Origin of the sequence: Sphingomonas changnyeongensis, from assembly GCF_009913435.1 — a bacterium.
GTDB classification, from domain to species: Bacteria; Pseudomonadota; Alphaproteobacteria; order Sphingomonadales; family Sphingomonadaceae; genus Sphingomonas_B; species Sphingomonas_B changnyeongensis.
This window is the reverse complement of sequence record NZ_CP047895.1, coordinates 1,184,326-1,196,778: the sequence shown is the minus strand read 5'-3', so window position 1 is coordinate 1,196,778 and position 12,453 is coordinate 1,184,326. Positions and strand designations below refer to the sequence as shown.

Sequence of the window (12,453 nt, the reverse complement as noted above, 5' to 3'; positions counted from 1 at the left end):
CTGCGGGGTTGGGCTTCCGGCGCGGCGGGTGCCGTCTGGCCATGCGGGGTCGCGCTGGACAGAACGAAGGAGGGAATATGTCGTATCTGCTGTCATCGCAGGGAATGCGCTGGACGATCCATGGGGTTTGCGGGCCGTTGCTGTTTCTCGCCGCCATCGGCTCGGGCGGGGCGGCGCAGGCCCAGGAGATCTGCACGACAACGCCGGCGCCGGGGACGCCGCCGGTTGTTTTCGGCTTCGACTCGCTGGCCTGTGGCACCCGGGCGAGTGCCCAGGCTGCGGGGGCGACGGCAATCGGGGCGGGTGCCACGGCCAACTGGTTCGCCGCGACGGCGATCGGCTATGAGGCAGAGGCGGTCGGCTCCGGCTCGACAAGTCTGGGGAGAGGTGCACTCGCCGGTGGCGGCGGCTCGACCTCGATCGGATTCTTCACCACCGCCTCGGGTTCGGATTCGATTGCAATCGGCGCTCAGGCAGCCGCCGTCAGCGCGCGCGCGATCGCGATCGGGGATAACGCGCAGGCCTCGGGGACCGATTCCTTTGCCTTGGGGCTGCAGTCGTTTGCGGCGGGAACTGGATCGATCGCAGTGGGTCGCTCTGCGGAGGCGACGGGCGCCAATTCCATGGCCTTCGGTCAGGATTCGGTTGCACAGCAGGACAATGTTTTCTCGATCGGCAACAGCAGCCTTCAGCGGCGGATCGTGAATGTGGCCGCCGGCACGGTGGCGGCCGGCAGCACCGATGCGGTGACCGGCGGGCAGCTGCATCTGACCAACCAGGCCGTCACGGCGGCCACAACCAACGCAGCAACCGCGCAGGCAACCGCAGATGCCGCGCTTCTGGACGCGGCTGCAGCACAGGCCACCGCCGACACCGCACGTCAGGAAGCGGCGCTCGCCCAGACCCGGGCCGACGCGGCCAACAGCCTCGCGCAACAGGCGGTTTCGAGCGGGCTGGTCACGCGCGCGGTGGCCGATGCGGCGCTTGCCAACGCGGCGACGGCTCAGGCCGCAGCCGACACGGCGCGGGCACGGGCCGATGCCGCGCAGGCCGGCGCCGATGCCGCCCGGACAAGCGCGGACCTCGCGCAAGCGGTGGCCGCCAATGCGCAGGACATGGCGGTGGCCGCCCGGCAGGTCGCCGATCAGGCACTCGCCCGGACCGATTATCTGGCCGTCAACGGCAGCGGAGCGCGGCCTATCGCGGCAGGCACCGGGGCCGCGGCGATCGGGGGCGGCGCACGGGCGGGCGGAGACCACAGCCTCGCCATGGGAACGGACGCGGCGGCGGACGGCAGCGGCGCAATCGCGCTCGGCCGCAACGCGCGGGCCGCGGCCACCGCAAGCGTCGCGATCGGCGACGGCGCGGTCGCGACGCGGGCGGGGCAGATCGCGATCGGCGGCGAGGGCGCGACCTATACGATGGCCGGGATCGGATCGGCCGCAAGCCGCGCGGCCCAGTCGGGAACGGTGCGCTATGTGACGGCCGATGCGGCAGGCAACCTCGCAACGGCCGACTTCGGGCCTGCCGACCTCGCGGCACTCGACCAGCAGATGCGGCAGGACCGGCGCGAGCTGCGACGCGGGGTGGCGGCTGCGGTCGCCATGGCGGCGGCACCGATCCCGTCCGCGCCTGGGCGGACCAGCTATGCTGTCAACGGCGCCAGCTTCCGGGGTCAGCAGGCGATCAGCATGGCGCTGTCCCACCGGCTCAACCTCGACGACCCGGTCGCCGTCACCGCCGCCTTTGCGAGCGCGGGCGGCCGCAACCACGCGGTCCGCGTCGGGGTGGCGGGCGAGTTCTGACGGAAATGACGGCAGGGGGGATGCCGATCACGCGTCCGGCCGATCAGCCTGTCGAGGACAGCTGTCTTCGCGCCGGCTGGTCGACCGGGGAATGCCCCCCTGCCAGGCCGGGTTAGCGCTCGACCACCTCGTCATGCATCGGCGCGAGCCGGGCGAGCAGGCGGTTCTGCGCGGCAAAGCCGACGCCCTCCGCCGTCATGGCGTGCTGCAGCAGTTCGACCAGCCGGTTCATGTCGGCGCGGCGGATGCCCAGATCCTTGTGCGCGCTCGCCATGTCGCGCCCGCTATAGGTGCAGCCGGCATTGAGGATCGCGCAGATCTGCTCGGTCAGCGTCCGGCGCAGCCTGACCATGTCCTGATTGACGAAGATTTCGGAGATCGCCGGATCGGCGCGGGCGTCGGCGACCATGCGGGTCACGATGCGTTCAATGCCCGCACGGCCGTGAAAGGCCCGCGCCATCGCCTGCCCTGCAAAGGGCCGCGCGCCCAGATTGCGCGGATCCGGCGTGTAGGGCGCAACAGCCTCCTCGCCCGGCATCGCATAGGGCGGAGGCGCGGGAGCCGGGGCCGCAACATCAGCGGCCGGGCCAGTCCCGGCGGCCTGAGCGAGTGCGAGCAGCAGCGCGATCATCTCCCCTCCCCTCAAAAACCGGCCTGGAGCTGGACCAGCACGCCGCGCTGGCGCGGCCGGGTGGCGATTTCGCCCAGATCGACATAGGCGATCGTCGCGGTGACATGGCGGTTGACCGCCCAGGCCGCGAACAGATCCACCCAGTCATCCTCGCGGGCGATGCCCAGCCGGTCGGGCTTCATCCGGTATTCGCCGCCAATCGCCAGCCGCCGCGACAGCTGCCACGCAGCCGAGCCTTCGAATGCCAGCATCCGCCCGCCACCCTTGTCGCCGCCAAAGCCGAGCAGGCCAAGCTGGTTGGCGCGGGTCAGCCGCAACGTGCCGTTCACAAGCAGGCTGTGCGCCAGCACCAGGCGGCTGGCCGAGACATAGACATCGACATCGCGATCGGCGCGCGCACCCAGCGCGCGGACCACGGCATCGTTGCGCCCGTCCTTGAGCTGCGCACCGATCGCGACCGCCGGCATCCGGCCATAGACAAGGTCGCCCGCCAGCCTGACCTTCGCACCCAGCACATTCTGGACGAAGCGATAGTCGCGCCCCAGCCCCAGCGCCGCGCCGATCCGGTTGGTGTCGAAGCTCTGGCGGGCAAAGGACAGCTCGACCCGGTCGCGAAAGCCGACGGCCACACCGACGCCGCGATAATCATAGTCGCGCAGCACCACCCGGGTCAGCTGCGCCTGCGCGCCGATGCCGTCATCAGTGCCATTGCCGGCGATCACCGCCCAGGGCGCAAGCCCGCCCCGGCCGCGCCGTCGAGCGTTGAAATGCCGTTGGTGAGCAGCAGCTTGCCGCCGGTGGTGAGCGGCCGGGCAGGCGCGGCGGTCGCACCGGCGAGCAGCAGGGCCGCGGCAAGAGGCGGCAGAAAATGGCGCGGGAGCAGGCGGGGAGCGGTCATCACCCGGATAATATAGATTAAAAGATTGGAGACTCCTTGAACGCTAGACACGCGCCCATGCTTCGCCGCGCCCGCCAGACCCGCTGCCGATCCTCGATGGTGCCGACCGCGCGCAGCGCCGTTCTCGGCGCGGCGGCGATGGCCATGCTGGCAGCGGCGCCGGCACCGGCGGCCGACCTTGATCTGCGGCTGGTCGACAGCACCGGGCAGCCGGTTCCCGATGCGGTGATGACCTTCCACCCCGCCGGCGGCGCGGCACCGGGGCCGATCCGTTTTCCCTGGCCGGCGGAAATGGTGCAGGAAAATGTGACGTTCGTGCCGCACGTGCTGATCGTGCCGGTGGGGGCAACGGTGCGCTTTCCCAACCGGGACAAGGTGCGCCACCATGTCTATTCCTTTTCCCGCGCGGCGCGGTTCGAGATCAAGCTGTTCGGGCGCGACGAGACGCGCAGCTATACCTTCACCACGCCCGGCGCGGTCGCGCTTGGCTGCAACATCCATGACCGGATGGCGGGGTTCATCCGCGTCGTCGACACACCCTTTGCCGCCAAAAGCGATGCCGGCGGCAGGATCAGGCTCGCCGGCCTGCCCGACGGGCGCGGCCGGATCACCATCTGGCATCCCCGGCTGAAGGCGAAGGATCAGGAAATGGTCCTGCCGCATGGCCCGGGCGCCCCGGCTCGCGCCGCCGGGCAGCGGATCGTGCTGCAGCTGGGGCCGGTGCGGTGATCCGCGCGGCCGGCCGGATCTGGCGGCGTTCGGCCACATGGCTAGGCGCGACGCTGACCGTGCGCATGACGATTTTCTTCGGGCTGATGTTCGCCCTGACCAGCGCGCTGACGCTGATCGGCACCCAGGCCGCGATCGCCCGCTATGCCGAGCGCATGATCCGCGACCAGATGCGCACCGGCAGCGCGATTTTCGACCGGATCGCCGCGATGCATTTCGAGCAGCTCGCCCAGGCCGGCCGGGTGCTTGCCGGGGATTTCGGCTTTCGCGAGGCGGCGGCGACCGGCGATGCGCCGACCATCCAGTCGGCGCTCGACAGCCTGGCCGGGCGGCTGGAGGCAGACCATGCGATGTTCGTTTCTGCCGACGGGGTGATCGTCGCCCGCCCGCCGGGCTTTACCCATCAGGACCGCAACCGGCTGCTCGCCGCGCTCGAGGCCGGGCGCGAGCAGGGCATCGCGCGGTGGAGCGGGGAGGACCATATGGCCGCCGCCGCCCCGGTGCGCGCGCCGATGGTGGTCGGCTGGGTGGTGTTCGCGCGCGACATGGCCCCCGCCGATCTGGAAGCGCTCGCCCGGCTGACGCTGATCGATCTGCGCCCACGCCTTGTCGCCCCGGCGGATCTGCCGGCAGCGCTGCGCAACGGGCGCGCGCCCGGCCGCACGGTCGAGCTGGACGTGGCGGGCGAAAGGCGGCTGGTGCAGGCCCGCCCGGTCGAAAGCCTGGAGGCGGATGCGCCCCGGCTGCTTGTCCTCGAATACAGCCTGACTGCGGCGATGGCCGCCTATGCGCCCATTCTCTGGGCGCTGTTCGGCTTCGGCGTGGTCGGCGTCGGCATGGCGATCATCGGCACCTGGCTGACGGCAAAGCGGCTCAGCCGGCCGATCCTCGCGCTCGATGCGGCGGCCCGGCGGGTCAGCCGCGGCCATCACGCCGAAGTGGCGGTCGAGACCAGGGACGAGATCGGCCGCCTCGCACGCAGCTTCAACACGATGGTGACGGCGATCGGCGAGCGCGAACGCCAGATCGCGCATATGGCCTTTCACGACGCGCTGACCGGCCTTGCCAACCGGACGCTGCTGCGCGAGCAGATGAGCCTGGCGCTGGCCCGCGCCGACAGCTTCGCGCTGTTCTGCCTCGATCTCGACAATTTCAAGTCGGTCAACGACACGCTTGGCCATCCAACCGGTGACGCGCTGCTCTGCGACGTCGCGCAACGGCTGGGCGATGCCTGTGCGGGCGGGTTCGTCGCCCGGCTGGGCGGGGACGAGTTTGCCGTGATCCTGCCTGCGGCTGCCGGCCAGCCGGCGCGGGTCGCGCGGTCGATCATCGCGCGCATGGCCGAACCGTTCAACGTGAACGGCCACCGGATCGTGATCGGCACCAGCATCGGCATCGCGCTGGCGCCCGAGGACGGCACCGAGGCGACGGCGCTGCTCAAAAACGCCGACCTTGCGCTCTACAAGGCCAAGAATGACGGCAAGAACGGCTTCCGCTTCTTCGAAGCCGCGATGGATGCCGAGGCGCAGGCGCGGCGCGCGCTTGAGGTCGATCTGCACGATGCGCTGGTGAAGGGCGAGCTGGAGCTGTATTTCCAGCCGCTGTTCTCGCTTGCCCAGTCGCGGGTCTGTGCGTTCGAGGCGCTGCTGCGCTGGAACCATCCGGTGCGCGGCATGGTATCGCCGGCGCAGTTCGTGCCGCTGGCCGAGGAAACCGGGCTGATCGTCCCGATCGGCGAATGGGCGCTGCACGAGGCTTGCCGGATCGCCGCCAGCTGGCCGCGCGAGCTTCGGGTCGCGGTCAACATCTCGGCCGTGCAATTCCGGTCAGCGACGCTCAACACTGTCGTGCTGCAGGCACTGGCGGCGAGCGGCCTGGACCCGGCCCGGCTGGAGCTGGAGATCACCGAAAGCCTGTTCATCGACAATGTCGAGGCAACGCTTGCCTCGCTGCACGCGCTGCGCCGGCTGGGGGTCAGGATCGCGCTCGATGATTTCGGCACCGGCTATTCCTCGCTCAGCTATCTGCGCGCCTTTCCGTTCGACAAGCTGAAGATCGACCGCAGCTTCATCGTCGACCTGCTTGAACATGACGGGGCAACAGCGATGATCCGTGCGATCACCAGCCTGGCCGAGGCATTGGGGATGGAGACGACCGCCGAAGGGGTCGAGAATATCGACCAGCTCGACATTCTGCGCGCCCAGGGGTGCAACACCATCCAGGGTTTTTATTTCAGCCGCCCGCTGCCCGCCGGCGAGGTGATGCGGCTGCTCACCCGCGACGATCAGGCGCGGGCGGCCTGAGCTGGCGGCCTGAACCGCCGCCGATTTCCGCCTGGCCGGCGGCGGTTCAGGGCGCGGGCGCGTCGATCCGGCAGACCACGCCTTCGGGCAGAAAGGCGATGTCGACGGTGCCGCCCAGTTCGGCGGCAAGGCCGCGTTCGATCAGCCGCGTCCCGAAGCCGCGGCGGCGGGGCGGCGCGACCGGCGGCCCGCCCTGTTCCTGCCAGATGAGCGACAGCCGCCCGTCCGCGACCGCCCAGTCGACCAGGATCCGCCCGCCCGCAGCCGACAGCGCGCCATATTTGAGCGCATTGGTGCCCAGTTCATGCGCGGCGATGGCGATCGACACCGCAGTCTTGGGCGGCAACAGCACATGCGGCCCGGCAAGGCTGAGGCTTTCAGCCGCGACCCCCAGCGCCGTCAATGCCCCGTCCAGCACCTCGGCGATGGGCGTCGGATCCCAATTGCCGCGCGTCAGCAGTTCGTGCGCGGTCGCGAGCGCCGCCAGCCGCCCCTCGAACGCCGCGCGCACCGCCGGATCGATATCGGCGTCGCGGAAGCTGAGCTGGGCGATCCCCTGAACCACGGCAAGCGTGTTCTTCACCCGGTGATTGAGCTCGTCGATCAGCAGCTTCTGCCGCTCCTCGCCATGCTTGCGCTCGGTGATGTCGATGAGCGCGCACACCGCGCCGCGCACCCGGCCGTCCGCATCGCGCAGCGGCGTCGCATTGCCAAGCAGGTGCAGGTGCCGCCCGTCACCGAAGATCAGCTGCTCCTCGTGCATGGTCAGCACCTCGCCGCGCGTCGCGCGCTGGACCGGCAGATCCTCAGGCGCCACCTCGGCTCCGTCGGCACCCAGCACGCGGAAATGGCCGACATCGCTATCGGGCGCGCTTTTCGACAGATTGGCACCCGCCGGCAGCCCCATCAGTTCGGTCGCAACACGGTTGCCGACGATCCGCGCACACGATGGATCGTCGGCAATCAGAATCGCCGCCGGCGCGGCATCGAGCACCGCCTGCAGCCGGTCGCGGCTGTCGCGCAGCTCCGCCTCGATCCGCTTCAGCTCGGTCACGTCCTGCACCAGCGTATAGACGCCGAGCACCGCACCGTTTCCGTCCAGATGCGGAATGTGCTGGACGATCGTCGAGCGCGCCTGCGGCCCGTGATCGAACGGGCTTTCATAGGCGACGGCGCGGCCCGCAAACGCTTCAAGCAGGCGCGGCAGCCGTTCACGATACATGTCGTCGCCCAGCACGTCGCGCGAATGGTTGCCGAGAATGTCCGCCACCGGCCGGTCGAACCAGCGCTGATAGGCCTGGTTGACGAAACGGAAGCGGTGATCGCGGTCGATATAGGAAATCAGCGCCGGCATCGCGTCGGTGATCGCGCGCAGCCGTTCCTCGCTCGCCTGCACCGCCTCTTCGGCGCATTTCAGATCGTGCACGTCGGTCGAACAGCCGCACCAGGCGGTGATCTTTCCCGATGCGTCGCGCAACGGCTCCGCGCGGGCGACATACCAGCGATAGGCGCCATCGTGCCGGCGATAGCGGCACTCGCCCATATAGGAGCTGCCCTCGGCCAGCGTGCGCCGCCAGACGGCGGAGATCACCGGCGCATCCTCGGGATGCACGGCATCGAACCAGCCATGGGCGAGGGCGATCTCGGGCGTCTGGCCCGAATATTCATACCAGCGGTCGTTGATGAAATGGATCACCCCGCGCGCATCGGCAAACCAGATGAAGCTCGGCACGACATTGGCGAGCAGGCGGAACCGCGCTTCGCTGTCGCGCAGCGCCGCCTCGGTCCGGCGCTGCTCGGTGACATCGATCAGCATCCCGTCAAACAGCAGCCGGCCGTCGATGGCGGCGCGCGGCTGGGTGCGGACCTGGATGTGACGGATGCCCTCGCCGCGATCGGTGCGCACCTCGGTTTCCAGCCCGGACCCGCTGGCGATGACGGCCAGTTCCTCGTGGTACAGGCGGACCATGTCCTCGGGCAGGATCCCGCCCATCAGTGCCATCGGATCGGCCAGCGCTGCCGCCGCCGGGACGCCGCTCAACGCCTCGCAATTGGCCGAAATGAAGGTGAAGCGCCGGCCGCTCAGATCCGGGTTGATCTCCATCTGATAGACGATCACGCCCGGCAGATGATCGGCCAGCGCGTGCAGGCGCGACCGGTCCTCCTCGACCGCGCGGCGGGTGCGGACATGTTCGGTCACGTCATGGGCCAGCAGGAAGATGCTGTCCTGCCCGTCCGCGCCCGGCATCGGCTGGAGCGCGATGTCGAGATAGACCGGATCCGCGCCGGGCAGCGCCAGCCTCACGCCCTCGATCCGGGCGGGCTGGCCCGTGCGCGACACCTGCGCCAGTGCCGGGCCGAGACTGTCGCGGAACAGCTCGGGATGCGCATCGGCGGCGGCCATTCCGCGCAGGTCGCGGCCGAACAGCCGGCGATGCACGGCATTGACCGTCACATAATGATGATCCGCCCCGCCGATCAGCGCGATCGCGCCGGGGGCCTGTTCATACATGCGCACCAGCCGCGCCCGCTCGGCCGCCAGCCGCAGACCGGCGGCGCCATCGGCGATGGTCACGAACGCACCGGCAATCTCGCCCGCATCGTCGCGCAGCGCGACAAAGCTCAGGTCGTGATCCGGCGACGCCGTGCCCCCACCGCCATCGCCGCCGCCATCATCCGCGCCGGCGCCATGTTCCACGCCGATGCCCGCCAACCCGGCACCGATCCCGTCCCACAACGCGGCCCAGTATTGCCGCGCCGGCTGGCCAAGCGCGTCACCGCTCAGAAGCGTCATCGCCGCATCATTGGGGATCTGGACAAGATCCGTGCCCCACCAGACCGCCGATGGCCCCGGCATCGCCAGGCACAGCTCGACCGCCGTCTTCAGGCTCTGCGGCCAGCCATCGAGCGGGCCAAGCGGCGTCGATGCCCAGCCATGACCGGCGACCGCATCGCGCATCCGCCCCCGCTGCGCGGAAAACGGTGCGCACCGCCGGCCCCGGCGGGGCCGGCCGGATCGGCTGGCCCGTCCGGCGGCCCGGCCGCCCGCGCATTGATCACCGCGTCAACGGACATCTCGGCCCCCGCTGTTCGCCACAGTCCAAGCTCACGCCCCGTCCCAGTCTAGAAGCAGGCGGCGGCCAACCCAAGCGGATTATCGTCCCGCCCGCCCGGCATCAGCCGCATGTCGCGAATTCCAAAAGCGCCGCAATCCCGCTAAATGCACCCCGATGCGCGCTGCGTTGCTGCCTGTTCCGCTGCCTGCCCTGACGGCGTTGCGGTGTCCCATTTGGTCGCCGCGCCCGGTGATCGGCTGGGCACTGGCCGCCATGCTGCTGACCGGCGGCTGTGCGGCGCGGCGTGGCGAGGGCCAGCCGGTCACCCAGCGCGGCCCGGATCCGGCCGCGCTCACCCAGGCCATTGCCTCGGCCGCCGATCAGGTCCGCCGCTGCTACCGCCCGCCACGCGTCGCCCGCCCGGCCCGGCAGATCGTCACCCGGGTGCGCGTGCGCCTCGCCCCCGATGGCACCGTTGCCGCCGCGCCTGAAGTGGTCGCGCAGAGCGGGATCACCCCGGTCAACCGGGTGTTTGCGCCGCTGATGGCCGATGCGGCGATCACCTCGGTGCTGCGCTGCGCGCCGCTGGTGCTGCCGGCAGAACTGCACGCGACCGGCTGGGACGAATTCGACCTGACCTTCAGCCCCGGCGCGATGGGCTGAGGCCCGCACGCCTCAGTAATTGCGGCGGTATCGCAGCTCGACACTGGTGCCCGAAAAGGAACTGGTCTGCGACAGGATGCTAAGCGCACGGCTGAGCGCGACCTCGATCTGGGTGGCGGTGAAACCACGGGCGTCGGTGATGATCTCGACATAGATGTCGTTCGACACATAGGCCCCGGCGGCCAGCGCCGCCCCGCGCCCGATGCTCTGATCCTCGCCCAGGATGCGCAGCCGGTCGATCCCGGCGGCCGAACGCAGCTTGCCGAGCGGGTTGAGCCCGCCGCCGGTGCCCCGCAGATTGTTGAGCGCGGCGGCAAGCTGCACCGCCTGCAGCGCCGACAGGTTGGTGATCGATTCGCCAAACAGCACGCGGGCAAGCAGCTCGTCCTGCGGCAGGCTGGGGGTGGAGGTGAGCGCGATCTGCGGGTTCTGGGCGCGCCCGGTGACGACCAGCGCGACCGTCAGCCCGTCAATCTCGGCATTGGCGCGGATGTCGATCAGCGGGTTGGTGCCGCCCTGAAAACTGAGCGTCGACGCGCGGTCGAGGTCGAACCGCCGCCCGGCAAAGCTGTAGGTGCCGCGCACCAGATTGACGGTGCCGGTCACCGCCGGGGCGGTCGAGGTGCCGCCGATGCGCAGATCGGCCCCCCATTCGGATTCCAGCCCCATGCCGGCGACGAACAGCTGATCGGGCGCGCGCAGCCTGAGGTCGAACCGGAACAGTCCGGCGGCGGCGGCGCGGCGCCGCTCGGCCGCCGCCGCGCCCGGTTCGGGCAGGGGATCGCCCCTGCGCCGCACGCCTTCGAGCACCGCGATCTCGGCCGCGCCCTGGCGCGCGACCTGATAACGCGCCTCGGGCAGGCGCAGTTCGCCAGCGACCAGCACGCCCTCGCTGAACGGCCCGGTCAGGCGAAGCTGGCCGGTCGCCGTCGCGCCCAGAGCATCGGAGCGGGCAAGCCGTGCCCGGTCGAGATCGATGGTCAGATCGACCGGATAACCAGCGGCCGAGGCAAGCCCGATACGCCCCCGGCCGGAGACATTCCCGTCCCCCGTCCTTGCAGTCAACTGATTGATTTCAAGCCGATCATTCGTGAACTGGCCGGCCATGGCAACATCGGTCAGCCGCGTGCCGTAAACGGTGTTCAGATAGGTCAGCCCCTTGGCCCGGACGAGGCCTGAAAGCTGCGGTTCGGCGAGCCGGCCGCCAAAATCGGCGGCGATGCCGATCGGCCCGGCAAGCTGGTGATCGTTGAGCCCGGCCAGCGTCGGCAACAGATCGGCCGGACCATTGTAACGCAGCCCGCCGCTCAGCGGCGCGGCGCGCAGCCTGTCGGTCCAGAAGCTGCTAGCACCCGGCGGCTGCAGCCGCGCCTGCAGCCGGCCGATGTTCACGCCGCCGCGGCGCGCCAGTGCCTTCAGCTCGGCACCTTCGGGGCGCAGCGTCGCGGCCGCATCAAGATCGACCCCGGCGGACACGGCAGCCGCACTCGCGCGGGTGAACCCAGCGACCGACAGGCGCAGGTCCGCGCGGGGCATGGCGTCGCCGGCATCGGCAAAGCTCAGCTGCCCTGTCGCGCGCCCGCCGATGCCCAGCCCGCCGGACACCGCGCCCAGCACCGCCAGATCGAACCGGTCGAACCGGGCATTGACGGCCATGCCCCCGCCGCCGTTCAGCCGCCCGCCCAGCCGCAGCTCCCCCGTCCCCGCGCCGCTGCCGGCAATCAGCCGTGCGTCATCAAGCAGATAATCGTCGCCAGCCGTGCGGATCACCGCCGGCGCGGCAAGCCGAAGGGCAATCCCGCCAATCTCCCCCGCCGCCGCCAGCCGGGTGACGCCGGGGAACAGCGCGGCATTGGCCGCCAGCCGGAACGCCATGCCGGCATCGCCCTCCGCCACCAGCGCGGCGCGGCCGCGCCCGCCGCGATAATCGATGCGCGCCCGCGCGCGGCGCAGGCGCAGATCGCCGCGCGCCACCCCGGCGGCCTGGATGTCGGCAACGATGCGCGGGGCATCGGGATAAAGGGCGATATCAGCCGCAACCAGCGCCCGCCCGACCATGACCGGCGGATCGGCCGGAATGCGCGCGTCGCGGGCCCTGGCCGACACCCGCGCGGTCTGCACATCGCCCTCGGCCCCGAGCACCGCCTGGCCGCTGACCCCGGCACCCGACAGGCCAAGCGTCCCGGCAAAAGGCCCGGCAGCGGTCTGGACAAGCATGCCCGACAGGTCGAGATCGGCAAAACGCCCGCGTCGCAGATCGATCCTGAGCGGTCCCTGCCCGGTCACGACCAGCAGATCGGCAACAAACGGTCCATAGGGCGAACCGCCAGTGGCGCTCACTTCATACCCCGCCGCCGTGCCGCGCACC

At 70.5% G+C, this 12,453-nt stretch carries 9 protein-coding genes; 4 read left to right on the top strand and 5 right to left on the bottom strand.

Going from position 1 to position 12,453, the window contains the following annotated elements:
* Positions 1 to 77: 77 nt before the first annotated feature.
* Positions 78 to 1,805 carry a YadA-like family protein gene (locus tag GVO57_RS05945; RefSeq protein WP_160592386.1) on the top strand — a complete coding sequence of 576 codons (1,728 nt, stop codon included), beginning with the start codon at positions 78 to 80 and terminating at the stop codon, positions 1,803 to 1,805.
* A 112-nt stretch (positions 1,806 to 1,917) separates the two neighbouring features.
* Here GVO57_RS05945 and GVO57_RS05940 read toward each other — a convergent pair whose 3' ends face one another.
* From GVO57_RS05940 to GVO57_RS15390, 3 genes are read right to left on the bottom strand one after another with little or no spacing between them, the layout of a single operon-like run.
* A complete protein-coding gene (locus tag GVO57_RS05940; RefSeq protein ID WP_160592385.1) occupies positions 1,918 to 2,436 on the bottom strand; it encodes a group I truncated hemoglobin in 519 nt (172 codons plus the stop codon).
* 11 nt (positions 2,437 to 2,447) lie between these two features.
* Positions 2,448 to 3,158, bottom strand: a complete 711-nt coding sequence (locus tag GVO57_RS05935; protein ID WP_327785547.1) for a DUF3034 family protein — start codon at positions 3,156 to 3,158, stop codon at positions 2,448 to 2,450.
* The gene (locus GVO57_RS15390; RefSeq protein ID WP_327785546.1) at positions 3,155 to 3,334 is read right to left on the bottom strand and encodes a hypothetical protein; all 180 of its coding nucleotides are present in this window, start codon (positions 3,332 to 3,334) and stop codon (positions 3,155 to 3,157) included. Before GVO57_RS15390 ends, GVO57_RS05935 begins: the two co-directional genes overlap by 4 nt.
* A 57-nt stretch (positions 3,335 to 3,391) precedes the next feature.
* Here GVO57_RS15390 and GVO57_RS05930 point away from each other — a divergent pair, with 57 nt between their 5' ends.
* Positions 3,392 to 4,063, top strand: coding sequence for a cupredoxin domain-containing protein (locus GVO57_RS05930; protein WP_201752698.1), 672 nt, complete (start codon positions 3,392 to 3,394; stop codon positions 4,061 to 4,063).
* The gene (locus GVO57_RS05925) at positions 4,060 to 6,366 is read left to right on the top strand and encodes a putative bifunctional diguanylate cyclase/phosphodiesterase (protein WP_233281498.1); all 2,307 of its coding nucleotides are present in this window, start codon (positions 4,060 to 4,062) and stop codon (positions 6,364 to 6,366) included. The genes GVO57_RS05930 and GVO57_RS05925 overlap by 4 nt, the downstream gene beginning before the upstream one ends.
* 46 nt (positions 6,367 to 6,412) lie before the next feature.
* Here the strand turns inward: GVO57_RS05925 and GVO57_RS05920 are convergent, their stop codons facing one another.
* Entirely contained in the window at positions 6,413 to 9,325 is a 2,913-nt protein-coding gene (locus tag GVO57_RS05920; protein ID WP_160592384.1) for a PAS domain-containing protein, read from the bottom strand.
* Positions 9,326 to 9,671: 346 nt separating this feature from the next.
* Here GVO57_RS05920 and GVO57_RS05915 point away from each other — a divergent pair, with 346 nt between their 5' ends.
* Positions 9,672 to 10,085: a cell envelope integrity protein TolA gene (locus GVO57_RS05915; RefSeq protein WP_160592383.1), complete on the top strand. Its 414-nt coding sequence runs from the start codon at positions 9,672 to 9,674 to the stop codon at positions 10,083 to 10,085.
* Positions 10,086 to 10,097: 12 nt separating this feature from the next.
* Here the strand turns inward: GVO57_RS05915 and GVO57_RS05910 are convergent, their stop codons facing one another.
* The gene (locus GVO57_RS05910; protein ID WP_160592382.1) at positions 10,098 to 12,425 is read right to left on the bottom strand and encodes a translocation/assembly module TamB domain-containing protein; all 2,328 of its coding nucleotides are present in this window, start codon (positions 12,423 to 12,425) and stop codon (positions 10,098 to 10,100) included.
* Between the last annotated feature and the right edge of the window lie 28 nt (positions 12,426 to 12,453).